Raw genomic sequence first — 19302 nt, forward strand, 5'->3', positions numbered from 1 at the left:
CGACGAACTTAATAGTATTTTGCCGCAGTATATTTGCTTGAGGCTTTAATTAAATCGGTTTTCTTATCACTCTTTGCAAGTCCTGCATCCACTGTAGTATCAATGGTAACCCACTTCCCATTAAGCAACACTTCGTTCCAGGCATGATATTGCGTAACGTAGCTTGTATTCCCCATTACCAACTTAGCAGGAACATCTACACTCCGCAGCATTGCGGCAAATAGAGAAGCGTAATCATAGCAAATTCCTTTTTTAGTAGTCAATGTCTTATCGATGCTTGGAATATAATCAGTAGTTACACTATTAGCAAGAGAGTAATCATATTGTACATTCGCAACTACATAGTTATAGATCGCTTTAACTTTCTCTTCGTCTGTTGTTTTGCCTTGTACTAATTGTTTAGCTTTGACAATCGCTTTATCAGAAGAACTCCATTTCACATTCTGTACGGAGCCCAAATATACGGAATTCGAGTCACTCATGGTTACGTCTACTACTTCGGAATATAATGCTTTGTATTTATTGCCGGTTGTGTTCTCCAGAACAGAAACCTTATAAGTCCCATTTCCTTGTTGCAAAGGGAAGTCCTCAGCTTGTCCAGAAGCATACAAGTTATATGTATAACTGCTGTTATCTTTGGTGATCATGAGTTTGATTCTTTTATCTTTCGGAATATCATAGTTAATACCAATCACACCTTGAGCCACTTTGGATGTAATCAACCAGCTGGCATCTGCACTTGCAGCTTGAGCTGTACTTACTGGAACTGAAGTCATTAGGACGAACAACGCCACCAGCATAAAATAAACCTTTTTCACGGATAAAACTCCTTTCGGTAGCTGGCTGCCATCCTTTCGGGAAGGCCCTTTAGCTTTGCGTCCCTACCTTTCGATAGGTTTGCCGTTATCGTATAAGTTCTATCTGTTCTAGCTTTACTAGATATAATTGATAGAATCCATTTGAAACAAACAAAAAAAGCCTCTTCATTCGGTAGCTGGCTGCCATCCTTTTGGGAAAAGGCCCTTTAGCTTTGCGTCCCTACCTTTCGGAAGGTTTGCCGTTATCGTGTTTAGCTTTCATAGTATAATACTATCATATTTATAGTTGTGAACAAGACCTAATTTACTAGATTACCCATTATTTTATAAATATCTCCCGGTATTTGTGTTTTCTTGTCATTCACTATTCTCATTTTGTTAATTTGGCATGAACAATCAGCCGATGCGTTGGATTCACTAGCGGATCACATGTAATCAGGGTAAGAATCTTATCCTTGTCATTCCCGTCAAGAACGGAGACGTCACTCGGATCTACTACAGAAATATCATACACCTCATAGTTAAACACCTGATCACTAGTCTTTATCGTGATAACATCCCCCACAACAACCTCATTCAATCTGTTAAACAAACGACCCGTAGTTCTAGCCCGATGCGCCGCGATTGCAACATTCCCGATCTCTCCAAGGGGTGCCGTTTCTTTCATATGGGCTGCAGCATGTTTCATATTAGCTTTTGTAGCCCCTTCTAATACAGGCAGCTTCAAATCAATCTTATCGATTTCAATTAGTGCGATTACTTTGCCACCGACTGCAATCTCCGGTTCAGGCTTTTCTGTCTCTTGGGGTTGGGGCTGTGCCTGGGCATCCAGAACCGATTCCTCTGCTAACAGCTGAGTAACTTCAGCATACCTGCTCTTTAGATCTGGCTGGGGAGTACTATCGGCAGTGCTTAGTTCAGCCGTTTCTAATAACTTCTCCTGCTGCCTGTCGTTGTACCACTCGTTAGCTGTCGGATATAACATGATAAGTATCCCAGCCAGTATGAGTAGATAGGAGAATTTACGCAATGTTATTCACCTCCGTATATTGTTTCTATGGTTATATACAAATCAAGCAGAAACAGCTACTTGCCTTTAAGCATAGCAACTCCTTCTGCCTGAAATTAATGTTTAAAATACCCATTTACGACTTCCAAAGAAATTGATGATCACCGTGATAAAGGTAACCAGCACCTTGGAGATCAAGACTTGAATACCTAGTTTGTCTGTCAACAGATGCATTAGCAGCAGTGATATTCCGAGCACTACCAGATTCAGCACGATAAACTTGACCAGCTGCACGCGGTCGAAGCCTTCTTTATTCCCCCGGTTGCGATCACGAAAGGTTACTTTTTTATTCAAAATAAAGCTATTCGCCGTGCCTGCACTATAGGAGATCACCTGCGCCAATGCGTATACCATCCCTAGTGAATTCAACAATGTAAAAATCACAAAATCAATAAGCGTATTGAGCAAACCTACGGCATTAAATTTGAGGAACTGTATGAATGCAGCGCGCAAGTTCTTATCTGACATCATTGTGGTCCTTCCGGCGGTCCAGTTGTTCTTCGTTCTGGTAGCCTTTAGTCTCACTAACAATATATAGCGGTCTATCTTTAGACTCGTCATAAATCCGTCCGATATACTCCCCAATCACACCCAACAGCATCAGAACGATACCGTTAAAGAGCAGATTAACGCCTACAATGGAAGCCCAGCCCGGAACCGTCCAGGAGGTAAAAAATATCTTTTGAAACAAGACGAAAAATAAATAGAGAAAGCTAGAGAATGAAAGGAAGAATCCAATATACGTAGCAATCTTAAGCGGCTTATGTGAAAAAGAGGTGATGCCATCTAACGCAAAACGAATCATTTTCTTCAGCGGATATTTGGTTTCTCCGGCAAAACGTTCTTCCCGTTCATATTCCACCATAGTCTGCTTGAAGCCAACCCAGCTCACCAAACCTCTGACATAGCGGTTCTTTTCTTTAAGTCCCCGCAGGACATCACATACCTTACGGTCAATAAGACGGAAATCGCCTGTATCCGTAGGAATATCCACACTTGTCATACTGCTGAGCAGGCGGTAAAAAAGCTTCGCGGTGACCTTTTTGAACATCGTTTCTCCGTGGCGCTTCAGGCGTTTCGCATATACAACGTCGTAGCCCTCTTTCCACTTCTCGATCATTTGCAAAATGACCTCCGGAGGATCCTGAAGATCAGCGTCAATAACAACAACCGCTTGACCTTCGGCATAGTCCATGCCAGCTGTAATCGCTACCTGATGTCCGAAATTACGCGAGAAGTCAATCAGCTTGACATGCTCGTCTCGTTCACAGATCTCCCGAATCATCTGGGCGGAACGATCACGACTGCCGTCATTGACGAAGACCAGCTCATAAGTATCGCCGCACTCGTCCATTACTTTTTTCAAACGTTCATAAGTATGGCTAATTACTTGCTCCTCATTGAACATGGGTACAATCACACTATATCTGGCTTTCACCTTTATTCCTCCTACAAGCTTTTTGGAGCGTTACATCCATCTACACTTCATAATAACGCTGCATGCATAAACTTATTTTATAGATTTTTATTAAATCCTAGAAAACCCAAGTAGGGAACCAACGCAGCATATCTTTCACGTAATCTCCACTGACCTGCATCCCTGACAGTACCGGGTAGAAAGCGATAAAGAGCAGCAAAGCAACAGCTACATAGACATACTGTACGTAACGGGCCTCAGGGAATTTAGTATCCAGCAACTTCATTATATATACAATACCAAGAATCATAAATGGTACCATAGCAAAATAATGGTAAATAAATGTTTCTCTTGGGACAAGCATCCACGGAACATATTGCGAGAAGAAGGCAATCCAAATCATGTAGAGATTCTTATCTTTACGTTTCAGCGTAATCCACAGCGTTGCCAGCATCGCAAAAATACCCGTCCACCAGATAAGAGGATTCCCCATAGTCACTATACTGCTGACCTGACCTTCCGGCAAACCTTCACCGCCGCTAAAGAACCAGACCGGTCTCTTCATAAACGGCCATTGCCACCATGAGGAAGCAAAAGGATGTGTAGCTACAAGCTGGCTGTGGTAGTTGTACATATTCTTTTGGGAATCAATCAAACCTTTTATAGTGAAGCCCTCTGCTGATGCAGATAACCCCGGTACAAAAGATAAGCTATAAATAATTACTGGAATAATTACAAAGAACCCGATACAACTAGCCAACGTAATAATAGTCTTTTTCCAAAAAGAATCTACTGCTTCACGACAGGTGCCCAGCAATTCCTTGTCTTTAATCTTCCCCTCTGCCAGCAGGCGTCCGGAGGCTTGGTATTCTCTGTAGCGTTCAAAAAGGGAGATAGCCAGCATAATGGCCAGCCCTGCTCCTCCATAGAGCACAATCCATTTCGAAGCTACGCCGATTCCGAAGAATAAGCCAGACCAGAATAACGGAATTAATGTTTTTCTTAAAGGCTGCTTGTAGAAATTCATTGTGTAATACCGCTGCATAAAATAGAACATCAACATAATGAAGAATACTCCGTATACGTCAATCGTGGAGATTCTTGTCTGTGTGAAATGCATGAAATCCAGCGCAAACAATCCTGCCGCGAGGGCGGCGTATTTGCTTTTCTTAAACAAACGCAGCGCCATTACATATATAAGAGGTAACATGGCAACTCCGAACAAGGTTCCGATAATACGCCAGCCGAATGGATTGACTCCGAACAGCTCCATACCTATGGCAATCAACAGCTTGCCAAGCGGTGGATGCGTATTCTCGTAAGGCACTATCCCGTGTGTATATTCATAAGCTGTTCGCGCATGATAGATCTCGTCAAAATAAGTGCTATTCATAAAGTTAGAATATTCCGGAATGAGCGCCTGCTCGTCAAAAAGATTGGCCGCTGCTCCTCTTTTAGGTACTGCGTTAGCATCTGGTGTCACACCGGCAATAGGAAGGGGGATTCTTTCTCCCCCCTGCTCATAAAAGGCCATTTCGTTCAAAGTGAACCCTGGAGAGGTAACTGTTAACTTCACATATCTCGCTGTAACGTTCAGGGGTTGGCTTTTCCAGATGAAGACATTCCCGACATCCTCACTGACATCCATCGGACTGCTCCAGACCTCAGGATTGTCGCTGAATTCCAGCTTGAACTTACCCGTGCCCACGCCACCAAAGATATTGACCCGTTCCAATGGTTTACTCTGCCCCAAATCTACATAGAAGCTTTCACCACTGGCAGCAGGCTCCCATAAGGTCTCTGGAGATTTAGTAGAGCCAAGATTATATAAAGCAAGCGCTGCGTAAACGGCCGTGATAGCTATTATGCATATCCAATCTATACGCTTAAACTTCATCGTTAAATCGCCCTCCCTTCTGATGCGGTTTAATTTGCCCGACAACTCTCAAATCTTCTTCATACTGTTCTTCCGGTGTAATTGGCGCTGGAAGAGGTTTTATTCCCTTGCGGACATACACATCGTATCCGATATTCAGCATATAAAGCAGCAATGCTAGATTAGCTATAGCAGTCACTAATACGATTCCGTCTGCACCCGGGCTAACATCTGCATTCAGGTGGGATAAGGTGTACGCCACATTGATGTATTGCGTTAAGCTGAATCCGAGAAATAGCGATAAAAAGCGGCGGTCCCGACTTTCTATATAAGTAAACAAACAAAGAATAAGAGCAGGGAACATATAACGTTCATGCATTTTGGTGCCAAGCACAAAGACCACTACTATAAGCACCATCCCGATAAAATAGGATTTGGTCAGATCCAAGCGATCCTTTTTAAAGGAATAAAATGCCGCAACAGCTACAGCCACTAAAATAAATATGAAGCCCCATACACGGTATGGAATGCCAAGCCAGGTTAGATCAAGGGATGACCACATCGGATCAGTCAGTGCATACAGATTAAATGCATTCACTGAAGAATACGGATAGGAAGATAACGTACTCTTGTAAAGATCAATAATCCCTACCAGACCTCCGTTATTCCAGAAAAACGGTGCCGCAAGCAATCCGAAGATCCCTAATCCATACAAAGCTCCGAATCCAAGCTGCTTCCAAGCGCGGTGATGATAAAAAGCAAACAACAATACCGGCGTGAATATCAACGCTTGCGGTTTAATTAGCGTCGCTAAGGCAAACAAAATTGCGGAGCGGACAAACTTTTTGTTCGCAGCGCCATGGATACTGAGCAGCAGGAAGATCAAAAAGAATGAATCTGCTTGTCCCCAAGCCGCTGAATTAATAAGTACCGCTGGGTTAAACAGAAACAACAACATTAAGCCGAAAGCTATTCCTGTGCCGAGTTTTTTGCGTGACATTTGATAAATGAAGTAGCCGAGCACCAAATCAGAAAGGATCGCAGGGAGCTTGAAGAGCAAATTCTCTCCACCTGAGCCCTGAGTGAATCCTAAAACGCCACGAATGGCGCTAAGCACGTACAATATGTACAAATAGCCAGGAGGATAATCGGCAAAATAACCTTCTTCATAAAATTTGCCAGGACCTAAATCCACCATACGCTGTCCCCAAGAAATAAAGGTATTCATATCATTCTGATAACCTTGCGCGGTAAGACCAATCCACACCCTCAGGATAAAAGCAATTCCGATGGCAATGCTCAGCCATTTGGAATAAATATTCTCAGGCTGCTTCATAAGCTTCTCACTACGGAATGCCTTAGTATAAAGCACTGCAAAAAACACGCTAAACAGCGCTGAAATCAGCAACATCTTAGTTGGAGATACTTTATGTGGAGTGTCTGCCTTTTTGTCGCCGGCATCTGGACTAACCGCTGAACTATCCAGCGAAATGACGTTAGCCCCTTCAGGAGCCGCGTCTAATTTTTCTACAGCAAAATCATCAAAATAAGCCTTACCTTGAATCAAGCTAGAGTAGCCGCCCAGACTTGCACCTATGCCAAATGACTTCTGCTCCGGTCCTGTCTGGCCGATATATTCAAGATACTGCCATTCACCTGCCGTATCAGTTACGCTGGGATACCCCCCGCCTACTCCAACGGCAAGAATGTTGGCGCCCATTCCCTCCCCTGCTGTACTTACTACTTTGATCCATCCAGAGATTTTATAATAACTATTCGGCGTAGCCTCAATCGTCTGCACCCATTTCGAATGATTGGGCTCGATATTCTCAATGACTGCCGCCTTGCTGCCGGAATGAACTTCCTCCGATTGGATTGAAAGTAGGCCTGAATTATCTCCTGAAATCCACATATCCTTAGTCCAGTTAGAAGGCGCATCATCTCCCCCCTCCTCAAAGCCAGGGTTCTGCAATAGATTCCCCTCTGCATAAATGCTTGTTACAGGAAGCACAAACAATAACAGCATCAATACAGTCATTACGGCCGCACGTGTACTCTTGATCATCGTCCCAACCTCACCTCGTCCTATATTCATCTTAGTCCAGCCAAAAGCATATCCCTTCTGAAAAACAACTCCCGAATTAGTGTATTTCACCGTTGCTAAGAAATCATTTGGATTGATTTTCTCATAAAAGAGCATATAAATATAGGGTATGTTAACCTTATCTGGATCGCAGACCCTTCCATCCACAATATTCCATTCCATAGGATCGCTCTAAGCTTCAAGGCTCTTATATAGACTCTTATATAGAATAGAAGAATCGCAGTGGCTAAAGCAAATACCGGAGCAAAAAAACAGGCCATTCTATCAGCATAAAGCGAGAGAACTAACAAAATGGTAAGACCATAGGACCACCTAGGGGTTTGAAGTATTTTCAGTACAAAATCAACAGAGATCAGGATCAAGGAGGGAACAAATTGGACTCTAACGCCAAGGCTGCCTCGTCCTGAACATCACCTCTTCAACAATATAATCTAAATCATAGATGATGAAAAGCTAGAAACATAGACTAGCCTGAATGGTTAAGTGCCAACAAAAATATAAAAAAAGGGCCCCCTCAGTTATGAAGGAGCCGTTGAATGCACATCTGTATGCTATATATGAGTTAGCCCGCACTACCAAGAAATACATAACGAAGAATAATCAGAATAGCAAGTACCCACATCATCCAGTGAATATCGTATTTTTTCTTGCCAGCAAGGTTAGCTACACAAGCAAGGATTACATAAGTTACGATACCAAAGGAAATACCATTAGCAATATTATAAGTGAAAGGCATGATTACTAGAGTAAGGAACGCTGGAATCGCAACAACCATATCTTGAAAATCAATTTCGCGAATCGATTGTGCCATGAGCACACCTACGACAATCAATGCTGCGGCTGTAGCAGATCCAGGGATCAGAGCCACTATTGGTGCAAGGAATAACGCAAGCAAGAAGCACACACCCGTTGTTACAGCTGTAAGACCTGTACGTCCACCTTCAGCAACACCTGCCGCGCTTTCTACAAAAGCAGTAGTAGTGGAAGTACCCAATGCCGCACCACCAGCTACAGCGATGGCATCGACAAACATTGCATTACCTACACGTTTGTTACCTTCTTCAGGGTTGTCCATAATACCAGCGCGTTGAGCAGTACCTACAAGTGTACCAAATGTATCGAACAATTCTACAAAAGTGAATGTTGCGATTGCTGAAACAATACCGGTGTGCAGGATACCATCCCAGTCAAATTCGAAAAAGTTCAATTGCGTCAGGTCAGGCACCCAAGGGGTTGTCGGACTGGACAAAGAGCCAAAATCAACTACACCCATCAGTATACCCGCGAGGGTTGTACCCAAGATACCGAATAAAATCGCACCTTTAACTTGCAGTACCATCAGGATGGAAATAAGAAGCAATCCGATAATTACCAATTGTACATCAGTGTTCTCTAGGCTACCCATATGAATAATTGTTTCAAAGGATAGGACATCTGTGAATGTATTGGCGGAAATATCTTTACCAGCTTCGACACCAATCGTCATCAAACCACTGTTCTTAAGCCCAAGGATTGTAATGAACATCCCGATACCTACGGTAATGGCATGCTTCAAGCTGTCAGGAATGGCTGTCAGTAAGATCTGCCGCACTCGGGTAACCGTAAGCAGGATGAAGATCAAACCGGAAATAAATACTGCGGTCAGACCCATTTGCCAAGTGAATGGATGTTCTGAGGTTGCAGAAGACAAAATTACGGAAGCAAAGTATGCATTAAGTCCCATACCTGGTGCCAATGCTACTGGAAAGTTTATAAACACGCCCATTGCAATGGTGAAAATACCTGCTGCCAGCGCAGTCGCTAGAAATACAGAGTACCAGCCCATATCGATGCGGCCAAATGCTGTTAATGTGCTCGGATTAACCGACAGGATGTAAGCCATAGCCATGAACGTAGTCAAGCCGGCCATTATCTCTGTACGTACTGTAGTGCCGTTCTCTTTCAACTTGAAAAACCGATTCAAATTGTTCTCCCCCTAAGGTATGTTGTGGCTGACAGCAACAAAAAGCCGGTATCTGATCGACACCGGCTCGAAAAAAAGAGTAGCACCCATGACTATAGCCCTAGATTCAGGACAATACGGGTTGCTCAGCTCTTCTTAATCGTAGCCAGGTCATTACGGTGACCTCGTAGAAACTTCCAGGCCTATTCCCGGAAATATACGAAAGAATTATGTTGTTGTGCTTTATCATTTTAGGTGGACATCACATAAGTTGTCAATGAAAAAAGCGAACATTTTCGACTTTATTTTTTCTATTGTTCGTAATTCATACATTTTTATCTTTAACTTCAACCCCAAAATCCTTTAAATCATGCAGCTTATTAACTATCAAAAGCCTTATCAAATGGGTATTTTTCCCTATAAAACAATTTCGATGTTCCCTGGCTTATTGCCCTTTGGAATACTGATAGCTATGCCAAGAATTAGCAAAATGCCCTATAGCTAAACAAATCACTGCAATACCCAACCAGAAAGATCTGCCCCATATAGCCGCAAATCCAAATGCACAAACAGGGAGAACTGCCATGGGAATCGGAAGAAACAATAATGGAGCCCATAATAATCTGAATTGCTGTCCCTTAACCATATAACGAATCCATAAACCGTAATAAATCGTGATAAACACAAAGATAAGTGCAGCCCAGATCCCGAATTCTACATTTTCAAAGTTATCCTTTGAAATCGCAAGAATGGCTATACACCCCAACTGCCCTACTCTCTCCAAAAGAGTGTAGACGATGCCGGCATCTTTTAAACCGCTGGGAACATGATCGGGCGGAAACTTAATCATCAGTAAACTTGGGGCAAGAATAACCATAGCTATCAGTGTTCCAATAAGTGAGAATCCCATTCTAATGGCTCCTATAAGTATATTTTTCCCAGTTTATCACATTCTCTAAAGTTGCTATATAGGGTCCGTCACAAGCTTCACGGTTAATAAAAAACCTGCAGTCCCTTAATAAATAAGGAGCTGCAGGTTTCTTATTGCTATATGCTATTCCCACTCAATCGTTGCAGGTGGTTTCGAAGTAATGTCATACACTACGCGGTTTACATTCTCAACTTCGTTGACAATACGTACAGAGATTTTTTCAAGAACATCCCATGGGATACGTGCCCAGTCAGCGGTCATGCCATCGATGGAAGTTACTGCACGAACACCTACTGTGTAGGAATACGTACGAGCATCACCCATAACTCCGACACTCTTCATGTTAGGCAGGGCAGTGAAGTATTGCCAAATTTCACGGTCTAATCCCGCTTTAGCAATTTCTTCTTGCAGAATGTAGTCAGAATCACGAACGATGGTAAGCTTGTCCTCTGTTACTTCACCCAAGACACGAATAGCAAGACCTGGACCTGGGAAAGGCTGACGCCATACGATCGCACGTGGCATGCCAAGCTCTTCACCGAGTTTACGAACTTCGTCCTTAAACAAGGTGTTTAGCGGCTCGATCAAGCTGAATTTCATATCTTCTGGCAGGCCGCCCACATTGTGGTGGGATTTAATGGTTTGCGCTGTAGCTGTTCCACTCTCAACGATATCCGTATAAAGCGTACCTTGTGCAAGGAATGAAAAATCTCCGAGCTTAGCTGACTCTTCGTCGAAGCAGTAGATAAACTCGTTACCAATGATTTTACGTTTTTGCTCAGGGTCTTCAACACCTGCAAGTTTGCTCATGAAGCGATCGCGTGCATCGATTTTCACTACATGAATATCGAATTTGCCTACGAAAGTCTCCATAACGCTTTCTGCTTCACCTTTACGCAGAAGGCCGTGGTCAATAAACATACAGGTCAATTGATCTCCGATTGCACGGTGGATAAGCATAGCCACAACGGAAGAATCCACTCCGCCACTAAGAGCGCAGAGTACTTTTTTATCTCCGACTTGATTGCGAATATCTTGAACGGCTTCATCGATAAACGATTCCATTGTCCATTTGCCGTCGCAACCACAAACTTGGTATAAGAAGTTCGAGATCATCTCGTTACCTTGAACGGAGTGACGTACTTCTGGGTGGAATTGCACAGCGAACAGTTTGCGCTCCGCGTTGCTCATTGCTGCAATTGGAGCACTTTCTGTACCTGCATCCAGCTTGAAGCCTGTTGGAAGCTCAACTACATGGTCACCGTGGCTCATCCATACAGTCTGGCGGTTCTCCAATCCTGCAACTAAAGCAGTTCCTTCTGCAAAGTCAACATCAGCTTTACCATATTCCCGTTTAGCCGAACGTTCTACTTTACCATCAAGCTGATGAGCCATCAGCTGCATACCGTAACAAATACCGAAGATCGGCACTCCTAGATCATAAATAGCCGGATCTACGTGTGGTGCATCTTCAGCGTATACACTGCTAGGTCCGCCAGAGAAGACAATTCCTTTAGGCGAAAGTGCTTTAATCTTGTCAACTGGCGTATTGTACGGCAAAAGTTCGCTGTATACTCCCAGGTCCCGAATTCTGCGCGCGATAAGTTGGTTGTATTGTCCCCCAAAATCGAGAACGACGATAATTTCATTTGGCTTGTTCATTACGTGCCTCCCTTGATTATTGGATTCATTATACTCATGGTTAATTCTCATCGTCAAGGAAAGGAGGACACGCCTCTCATAATCAGAGAGTGATAAAACTTCATGCAGAACCTTCCTTGCTATGGCATAAATTAGATAGCGGATCTAAGCGTTATTAGCCGTTTATGTTAAACGGAAGGTAATGAGCAGACATTCGCGAATAAACGCGGCCGCATCAGAAGCCGCAGGTTCGCCGCCAAGGGCGGGAGCGGAGTCTACGGGATTGTCGCGGGCAGAGATCACGGCTGTGGAGGCCGAAGCTGGCGCGTACGCCAGAGTCTCCCACTGGCGGACAAACTGCCGGACGGCTACATCTAGTCCGGCATCGTAAATCCGCAGGGAGTCCACATACTCCCTGCCAGTAACGCCGGGCGGCGGCGGTCCAAACCGCTCCGCCAGCCCGTGCCAAGCCAGAGAGGCCGCGCGCAGCTGCCTCTCCCGGCTCAAGCTGCTGCCGCGACGCGCGGCCAGCAGCAGAGCCAGGCTGCGCCGCCAGCGCCAAGCGGCGGCGGGAAGCAGCGCCGCGGCAGCGAGCGGCGCTGAAAAGGGCCCGCCGGCCAGCGGCAGGGCGGGCAGTTCCGCGCTGCGCGCGTTGCTTGCGGTGCGACTGCTGCGGCCGCAGGCCGTGCCGGCGCAGGGAAGCCAGCCGCAAGCGCAGGACCCGGCGTCGGATCGAAAGGAACCCAACCTGCGCCGGAAAAATAAACCTCTACCCAAGCATGCGCATCCCCTTGGGTGACTAAATACTTCGCCGGCATGGCTTCCTCCTGCTGGGTTCCAGGTCCGTAGCCTTGAACATACCGCGCTGGAATACCTGTGCTTCGCAGCAATACGGTCATCGCTGTGGCAAAATGCACACAGTAACCCTGTTTGGTCTCAAACAGGAAATGATCCACAAAATCAGCCCCAGCTGGCGGAACCATGGTATCCAGCGTGTAAGAATACCCGTTTTGCAAATAATCCCGAATGGCGGTTGCGGAATCATATCGGTTGCCCGAGGAAGCTGTGAGCTTCTCTGCCAGAGCTTTCACTCGCTCAGGTAATAAATCAGGCAGCTGCAAGTATTTATTCTTTATTTCTTGTGGATCAGCGTCACCCAAACCGCGCAGCAGTACTGGATTACTCTCGGGAAGTATAGAATCAACTATATACTCAGTGATCCGAGTTGACCCCACCGAATCTGGCAGACGAAAGGTATCCCTGTCCTTATTCGCCAGAACATAACCAAGCTGGCTGCCATTGGATAGTTGAACTGTCTCAACATCCGTTATGGTACCCGCATTGAATACAGGAATTCCACCGGAAGAGGGAATAGCAAATTGTATCCGCTGTTGCAAAGTCCGCCCCCCATTAGTAGTGGTTACCGTCGCCGGAATCTGAGGCAGGCTGGACAAGTTAAGCGGAGTAAACTCCTCACCACCTCTGATCCAACGGCGACCGTCATAATAGGCAATGCTCTCCCCGCGCCAATAGGTACGCTGACTGGTCAACGCTGTGAAGACTGGCTCGGTATTGCGTGATAATGGAGCACCCAGTTCTCCATCATTTGTACTATACCCTGTTGTTCCTGCAGGTATAGCCTCATTATCTTCCGGCATATGGCCCGAAGCCCATTCCTGCAGCTTTTCAAAGGTTGACTGGAGTGTAGTTTGGTTAGGCGGTCGTACTTCATATACCTGCCCACCAAACCATGCTGTCATCATGACGAATATAGCAGCCGCTAATGCCAAAACTCCCCATCGGGCATACGGCAGGTGAATGCTGCCCACCCGTTCCCGCAGACGGAGCAAACCACTCATTGCTTGCATCCATACAATAAGCCCGACTGATATTACAACATCCGTTGTCGTATTAACGCCAAAGCCAATATCCAGAACTAATAGATAAATGAGGGTCACCGCCGTAAACAGCAGCGTGCTTCCTCTGAAAAGTGCAAGCTGCTGCACCGAAGATACCAGCAGCCCCCAGCCAACAATCAAAATCAAAAGTCTGCTGATCTCGCTTAGCTGAGAGACATGCCCGGAAAAGAGCAAAATCAGATCATTTGGAATTTCTACTGCATAAATGCCCAGCCATCCTGTCCCTACGCCCTCGCTGCATAGATATAGCCAAGCTGTGCCGATCATCAAACATTGGATACTTAGCAATAGCCACCCGGGAATCTGAAGGATTCCCCACATCAACAGCACGGCAGCAGAAATCATCAGAATCTGCAGCAATCTAGCAGTATCTTCCAATGAAGTCGTTCTATATAAAGGGAGCAGCCATTCTAAAAACAGCCCCAAAATAGCCAAAGAGAACAGCATGCGATAATACAGAGGTATCTTTCTCTGTTTACCGGCATGACTGTTCTCCAGTTTTTCCAAATGGAGCTGCTTTGGTTCCTTCCCACTGTGCTCATTCATAGAGAAGCTTGTGTCACCCGGTATCCGCTTACCGTAGCGTTGGTTTTCCGGATGATTCATGGTACTCTACCTCCCTGAGCCTGTAAGCTGGCAATGCATCATCCAGACAAAACATCCGTGCTCCCAGACGACCCAGACTATCCCCGACCGTTCCCCGCACAGGCTGGCGGATCTCCTGCAGCATTACCTCAGCAGGCAGCGGAGCTGGCTGATCCCAAGCATAATAGAGCTCAACTTTTACACCTTGCACTAAGAATTTAGCGATAACCTTAGCGGATTGTTCCTCTAATCTTCCGGTCACTATAGCAACGGTCATTCCCGGAATCCAGCCTCTAGAAGCATCCTCCAACAGCTCGGACAGGGTTCTTGTTCCATTCGGAGAAATATCAGTTAGAATATCCAGCACTCTCCCTGGGATTTTACCCAGTCCTTCATGCCTAGCCATTCCTTCCGGCCAGCCTCCGCTAAATAACTGGACATAAGCACCTGACTGCTCAGCAAAGAGCATCAGCCCCATCGCCGTTGACACCGCCTTCTCAAATACCGGAGGCTGCTCCTCCCGACTGCCACGAGGTGTAAGTGCATTGGCTGGAATCTCATAGCTTTTGGGATCATTAGCCAACACGATACAGCTCATTCTTGCCTTTTCACGCTCTGGAACTTTGCTCTGCAGATTTCCTAGCCGGGCGCTGTTCTTCCAATGAATTCGGCTAAGCGGATCACCGGGCTCATATTCCCGCGATTCCATGGTCTCATCATTGCTGCTTCTTCCCCTTCTGGAATAGAGCGAATTACCGCTAATAAAGCCGCTGTCCGGGACTGCTCCGCCATAATATAGGGGGGCTGGCAGCACTTTAACGCTATGCTCTTCAGCAGGCTCAGATCGGCCTGTGAACCAGCCGGGCAAATCTCCCCAGGTTACTCTACAGCCCTGCAAATGATGATGTCCCCGCGGCATGTTCTCAAGAAGGTAGGTGTATTCAAAAGAGCGTCTGAATCCCGGAAACAGTAGCTTGTGATGTCCTCTGTCCCCCCAAAAATCAGCGATAGTCAGCCATGGCAGTGGAAGCCGGGCAGAGAAATTCACCCGCACCTTCACAAGCAGTGTACTTCCAGCTATCGGTCTTACTGGAGTGATTGTCCGTTCAATCTTTATCGCCCGTGGACCTGAAAGTTGAACAATCAGTCCGCCAACCATGATAACGCCTACAGCGATCAGCAGAAATAAGAGTGATGCGCCTCCGCGCCATGCATATAAAACACCTATAATTCCAGCCACAGTCAGCATCCGCAGCCATTCAGCCAACGCACTACGGCTACGCGGATAGCTTCTAACTCTTTCAGTCTTGTTATTTAATTTGTGTTCTACTTTTTTTGAAGAGGACAATGGAACGAACACCCTTCCTTTGGGTCTAGACTTGTTCCCAGCTGAGGAACTTATTACTATCTATTCTTCCCATGAAAAAGGGTGCCCAGACATTGTTTTTTTCTTTTAAAAAAACTGCCTGAGCGCTAAATCTCAGAAGGCTATTACCCGGCGCTCACCTTCCGTCACGCTTATATTTAAAGGAGGATGATCGGCTGTCTCCAGCAGCTCACGCAGCGATACCCAGATAGAACCGCCAATCATCTCCACACTGGCACCGTTTATCTTTTGAACATGATCAGGAAGATTTAACAGGAGTTCCTTGTTCGCCACATCCGCGATGATATCTTTGCCGTTCCAGGCAATCTTCCCACTGCGACTGCCCGCATCCCAACTAATCTGCCCTCCCAGCCGTTCGATCACAGCGCGAAGTGGCACCATATATTTCCCTTTTTGCAGAGCATATTCACCTGGCGCCAGCTTCGTCTCCAGCTTTCCAACCTCCAGCACTAAAGGTTTGCCGGGCGCAAACAGCTCTGCATTCGGTATGATATTCGAGGTGATCCAAGCTTCCGAAGGTTTCACTCTGCCCAAGCTATTTGCTTTTGAGGAGACTCTGAATTGTACAGGCTCCACCGTCTCATCTAAAAGGCCAAAGCTGTACCCAGCAGCCTTATAGCGCGCAATAATATCAGGCAGTGCTTTAACACTCTCCTGATGGCCGCCGCCATCATGCAGCAGCAGAATAACCCGAGAGGACTTCAGATCTGCAGTTGACTCTTTTAAGATTTCTGACGCCGGTACCCCTTTGCGTTTGGAATCCCCGCTGTCCACCGTCCAATCCGTAACGATATAACCGGCTTGCTTCAACAAATTGAAGTAGGTATTATCAAAGTGATCAAAGGTTCCGCCCGGGGCGCGGATAAGTTGTGGGCGAACCCCTGTAATGCCCCGAACAATTTCTTCGGTCTTTTTAATCTGGCTCCAAAATTCAGTGAATCCACTATATAAATCATGGTAATTATGATTATAGGTATGATTGCCAATAGCATGTCCTTGTTCCCATATGGCATTAATTAGCTCTGGATGGCTTTTCGCTTGATTACCAAGGACAAAAAAGGTCGCCTTCACACCTTGCTGCTGTAAAATTTTTAGAACGTTGAAGGTATTGTCACTCGGTCCGTCGTCAAATGTAATATAGACCGTTTTTGAAGCTTTCTTTGCGGCCGCAATTGCTGAATATGTTGTCGACACCTTGGATACTTGTGCCGTACTGGAATTCAATTTAACTTCTGGAGAAGCAGTCACAATGGACTCTGCTTTAGGAGGCAATTCTTGCATCGCCACTAACGGGAGATTATTCTTAACAGAGACAGACTCCGCACTTGCGGACTGTAATGAACGATTCATCCAAGAATCTACACTCTCCCCTGCGTTCCATCCCAGCATTACGATGACGATTACAACCATAACAAGCAATCCGCTTATCAAGTTTCGGCGGCCGTGAGTGTTTTTGTTACCTTTCATCTTCTCTACCTCCAGCATTCTATTGGCTCAAAAGCCATTTGGTAGATTGTATGAAGACAAGCTTCAAAATAGAATAAGGCAACTGCCCCTTGGAGAGTGAGAATCTTATGGAAATGCTGAACTTTATACAAGAATTATTCAGCAAATATGGATATAGCGTATTGTTTTTTGGATTGCTGCTCGAATTCGTTGCCTTGCCGTTTCCCGGAGAAACTACCATGGCTTTTGCAGGTTTTCTTTCCTATACGGGAAGACTTGATTTCATAACGTTGATTCTAGTGGCGTTTGCTGGGACCACAGCCGGGATGACCCTCACCTATTTTGTCGGCTTAAAAGCCGGAATGCCCTTCATCCAGCGATACGGAAAGTGGTTGCTGTTCTCCCCTGCCAAGCTGGATAAAACGCAAAAATGGTTCGAGAAATACGGCAGTATCCTTATTTCCATCGGATATTTTATTCCAGGCGTTCGTCACTTTACCGGCTATTTTGCTGGTATAGTTGCGCTGCCCTTCCGTAAATTCGCCCTCTACGCTTATAGTGGAGCGTTATTCTGGGTAGTGCTGTTTCTTGGCATAGGACGGGTATTTGGTCCGCAGTGGATGGGTATTTTCCATTTATTCGAGTTATATGCACTATGGATTATCTCTGGCGGTGTAGCTATAGCTGCCCTTGTAATCCTGTATCGCTACCGCAAAAAGATAAGCATCCGCCTGTTCCCGCGCAAAGCTGCCATTAAGCTACAGACTCAGGTTAAAAAAACTTCCAAGGGACGGTGAAGCCACCGCCCTTTTTAAGTACGTTTTTTCTTGCTGCGTACCCCCGCGTATCCTGCGAGTAAAAGCGCAACTATGGCAAATCCCGCTCCCCCAGCAAACCCTACCATTCTTGGTTCTACCCCTTCTAATAGCCACCCGGCGAACAGCATAGATAATCCCAGCAGCGTATTTCCTACTGCAGACAGGAGTCCAAACACAAAGGGCTGCATAGCAGATGGGGTTTCCTGCATAACGAGCGTATCCAGACAGGCATTCCCCGTCCCCCCGGCAAATGACAGCAGGATGTATAACATAAATGCTGCCGCAAAATGATTGCTGACACTGATGCCCATCAGTAATACACCTTCTAGTAAAAGCCCTCCGATGGCTACAATCAGCAGCCCCTTTTTTAAATAACGTGAGGTAAAAAAACTAAGGCTAAGACCGATGCCAAGCGCCGCATAAAATGCCCCTACTCCAATATCCCCCGCGTGAAATACCTGTATCGCATAGACACTGATCAGTACATTATCCAGACCATTTAGCAACGGCACCAACAGCTCATAACCGAAAATGACCTGCAACGTTAAGCTTCCGCCAATTACCATTCCCAGAGCACGCAGCCGACCGTATTGTGCTTCTTTATCGGATTTTTCTAAGTCCCCCTCAGGAGAATATGTAGCCTTCTTAGCCACCGTCACCATTTCCGTATGTTGTGGAAAATCGATACCGTAAATTAACATCGCTGCGATTAAAAAAGACACTGCATTCATAATGAACGCTGCCTCCGGACCAAACCACATCGACACCACCCCTCCACTGAACGCTCCAAGGATCAGCACGCAGCCGCTCATTAACTGCTCTAGTCCGTTGACGGTCAGCAGAGAATCTTTGGTGACGAGCAAGGGGATAGTGGACCTACGAACAGGGCTGTAAATGGCTTCGCCCGCTGCCAGCAAAAAACTTGCCATATATAACAACCACAGCTTCTCCTCCCCATCCACCCATAAAAAGGCTAAGGCTACTGGGACCCTCAGCATATCTGTAGCTATCATGATATATTTGCGTGGAATTTTGCTGCTAAGTATGCCTCCAAGCGGGGCCAGAAATAAATAAGGAAGCAGTCTCACACCTAACGAAATTCCTACCGCCATGCCTGATCCCGTCAACTGCAGAACCAGCGCTAGTACTGCAACGCTAGTAAAACGATCACCAATTCCATTGATCAAGCCGGCTGTGAACAATCGTGAATATCCCTTGTGACTCCTAAACATCGCAACAGCTGAGTGATTATTCATTAAATAAACCTCATTTCATCTATTTAAACATATATCTAATTAGATATTAATCGAATCATTAATTTATGACAATGCTTTATTTTCAAGGATTTG

The 19302-nt window shown here is 45.7% G+C and carries 15 protein-coding genes and 3 riboswitches; of the genes, 2 read left to right on the plus strand and 13 right to left on the minus strand.

Going from position 1 to position 19302, the window contains the following annotated elements:
• Nucleotides 1–8: 8 nt before the first annotated feature.
• The 9 genes from MHH63_RS20945 to guaA all read right to left on the minus strand — a co-directional run bounded on the left by MHH63_RS20945 (nucleotide 9) and on the right by guaA (nucleotide 11819).
• Nucleotides 9–818, minus strand: a complete 810-nt coding sequence (locus MHH63_RS20945; RefSeq protein ID WP_038568647.1) for a transglutaminase-like domain-containing protein — start codon at nucleotides 816–818, stop codon at nucleotides 9–11.
• A 13-nt stretch (nucleotides 819–831) separates the two neighbouring features.
• Nucleotides 832–912: riboswitch (cyclic di-GMP riboswitch) on the minus strand.
• A 74-nt stretch (nucleotides 913–986) separates the two neighbouring features.
• A riboswitch (cyclic di-GMP riboswitch) is annotated at nucleotides 987–1069 on the minus strand.
• A gap of 119 nt (nucleotides 1070–1188) precedes the next feature.
• Nucleotides 1189–1848: a class D sortase gene (locus tag MHH63_RS20950; RefSeq protein WP_341172076.1), complete on the minus strand. Its 660-nt coding sequence runs from the start codon at nucleotides 1846–1848 to the stop codon at nucleotides 1189–1191.
• A 102-nt stretch (nucleotides 1849–1950) separates the two neighbouring features.
• Nucleotides 1951–2358, minus strand: a complete 408-nt coding sequence (locus tag MHH63_RS20955) for a GtrA family protein (RefSeq protein ID WP_076130538.1) — start codon at nucleotides 2356–2358, stop codon at nucleotides 1951–1953.
• A complete protein-coding gene (locus MHH63_RS20960) occupies nucleotides 2345–3325 on the minus strand; it encodes a glycosyltransferase family 2 protein (RefSeq protein WP_038568643.1) in 981 nt (326 codons plus the stop codon). Before MHH63_RS20960 ends, MHH63_RS20955 begins: the two co-directional genes overlap by 14 nt.
• Nucleotides 3326–3422: 97 nt before the next feature.
• Nucleotides 3423–5201, minus strand: a complete 1779-nt coding sequence (locus MHH63_RS20965) for a phospholipid carrier-dependent glycosyltransferase (RefSeq protein WP_341172077.1) — start codon at nucleotides 5199–5201, stop codon at nucleotides 3423–3425.
• Entirely contained in the window at nucleotides 5191–7446 is a 2256-nt protein-coding gene (locus tag MHH63_RS20970; protein ID WP_076195066.1) for a glycosyltransferase 87 family protein, read from the minus strand. The genes MHH63_RS20965 and MHH63_RS20970 overlap by 11 nt, the downstream gene beginning before the upstream one ends.
• Before the next feature lie 400 nt (nucleotides 7447–7846).
• A complete protein-coding gene (locus tag MHH63_RS20975) occupies nucleotides 7847–9247 on the minus strand; it encodes an NCS2 family permease (protein WP_036679893.1) in 1401 nt (466 codons plus the stop codon).
• A gap of 122 nt (nucleotides 9248–9369) precedes the next feature.
• Nucleotides 9370–9469, minus strand: a riboswitch (purine riboswitch).
• A 202-nt stretch (nucleotides 9470–9671) separates the two neighbouring features.
• Entirely contained in the window at nucleotides 9672–10136 is a 465-nt protein-coding gene (locus tag MHH63_RS20980; protein WP_076106071.1) for a hypothetical protein, read from the minus strand.
• Nucleotides 10137–10280: 144 nt separating this feature from the next.
• A complete protein-coding gene (guaA, locus tag MHH63_RS20985) occupies nucleotides 10281–11819 on the minus strand; it encodes a glutamine-hydrolyzing GMP synthase (RefSeq protein WP_036679874.1) in 1539 nt (512 codons plus the stop codon).
• Between the two features lie 181 nt (nucleotides 11820–12000).
• On the opposite strand from guaA, the gene MHH63_RS20990 reads away from it, so the two are divergent.
• Nucleotides 12001–12189, plus strand: a complete 189-nt coding sequence (locus MHH63_RS20990; RefSeq protein ID WP_312151757.1) for a hypothetical protein — start codon at nucleotides 12001–12003, stop codon at nucleotides 12187–12189.
• Between the two features lie 112 nt (nucleotides 12190–12301).
• Here MHH63_RS20990 and MHH63_RS20995 read toward each other — a convergent pair whose 3' ends face one another.
• The 3 genes from MHH63_RS20995 to MHH63_RS21005 all read right to left on the minus strand — a co-directional run bounded on the left by MHH63_RS20995 (nucleotide 12302) and on the right by MHH63_RS21005 (nucleotide 17156).
• Nucleotides 12302–14323 (minus strand): transglutaminase family protein, encoded by a 2022-nt coding sequence (locus MHH63_RS20995; protein ID WP_341172078.1) that lies wholly within the window; start codon nucleotides 14321–14323, stop codon nucleotides 12302–12304.
• A complete protein-coding gene (locus MHH63_RS21000) occupies nucleotides 14292–15650 on the minus strand; it encodes a DUF58 domain-containing protein (protein ID WP_076186321.1) in 1359 nt (452 codons plus the stop codon). The genes MHH63_RS20995 and MHH63_RS21000 overlap by 32 nt, the downstream gene beginning before the upstream one ends.
• A 132-nt stretch (nucleotides 15651–15782) precedes the next feature.
• Complete coding sequence (locus MHH63_RS21005) at nucleotides 15783–17156, minus strand: polysaccharide deacetylase (RefSeq protein WP_280753248.1); 1374 nt, start codon at nucleotides 17154–17156, stop codon at nucleotides 15783–15785.
• A gap of 107 nt (nucleotides 17157–17263) precedes the next feature.
• On the opposite strand from MHH63_RS21005, the gene MHH63_RS21010 reads away from it, so the two are divergent.
• A complete protein-coding gene (locus MHH63_RS21010; protein ID WP_076106058.1) occupies nucleotides 17264–17932 on the plus strand; it encodes a DedA family protein in 669 nt (222 codons plus the stop codon).
• Nucleotides 17933–17946: 14 nt separating this feature from the next.
• Here the strand turns inward: MHH63_RS21010 and MHH63_RS21015 are convergent, their stop codons facing one another.
• Nucleotides 17947–19209: an MFS transporter gene (locus MHH63_RS21015; RefSeq protein ID WP_076303426.1), complete on the minus strand. Its 1263-nt coding sequence runs from the start codon at nucleotides 19207–19209 to the stop codon at nucleotides 17947–17949.
• Nucleotides 19210–19302 lie beyond the last annotated feature (93 nt).

Source organism: Paenibacillus sp. FSL H3-0310 (assembly GCF_038002785.1).
GTDB classification, from domain to species: domain Bacteria; phylum Bacillota; class Bacilli; order Paenibacillales; family Paenibacillaceae; genus Paenibacillus_AQ; species Paenibacillus_AQ odorifer.

What these genes read in the sequence shown, in the direction of transcription:
- MHH63_RS21015 (WP_076303426.1), bottom strand. Translation starts at nt 19,209, where the DNA reads ATGAATAATCACTCAGCTGTTGCGATGTTTAGGAGTCACAAGGGATAT.
- MHH63_RS20990 (WP_312151757.1), top strand. Translation starts at nt 12,001, where the DNA reads ATGAGCAGACATTCGCGAATAAACGCGGCCGCATCAGAAGCCGCAGGT.
- guaA (WP_036679874.1), bottom strand. Translation starts at nt 11,819, where the DNA reads ATGAACAAGCCAAATGAAATTATCGTCGTTCTCGATTTTGGGGGACAA.
- MHH63_RS21010 (WP_076106058.1), top strand. Translation starts at nt 17,264, where the DNA reads ATGGAAATGCTGAACTTTATACAAGAATTATTCAGCAAATATGGATAT.
- MHH63_RS20995 (WP_341172078.1), bottom strand. Translation starts at nt 14,323, where the DNA reads ATGAATCATCCGGAAAACCAACGCTACGGTAAGCGGATACCGGGTGAC.
- MHH63_RS20980 (WP_076106071.1), bottom strand. Translation starts at nt 10,136, where the DNA reads ATGGGATTCTCACTTATTGGAACACTGATAGCTATGGTTATTCTTGCC.
- MHH63_RS20955 (WP_076130538.1), bottom strand. Translation starts at nt 2,358, where the DNA reads ATGATGTCAGATAAGAACTTGCGCGCTGCATTCATACAGTTCCTCAAA.
- MHH63_RS20965 (WP_341172077.1), bottom strand. Translation starts at nt 5,201, where the DNA reads ATGAAGTTTAAGCGTATAGATTGGATATGCATAATAGCTATCACGGCC.
- MHH63_RS20970 (WP_076195066.1), bottom strand. Translation starts at nt 7,446, where the DNA reads ATGGAATGGAATATTGTGGATGGAAGGGTCTGCGATCCAGATAAGGTT.
- MHH63_RS21005 (WP_280753248.1), bottom strand. Translation starts at nt 17,156, where the DNA reads ATGAAAGGTAACAAAAACACTCACGGCCGCCGAAACTTGATAAGCGGA.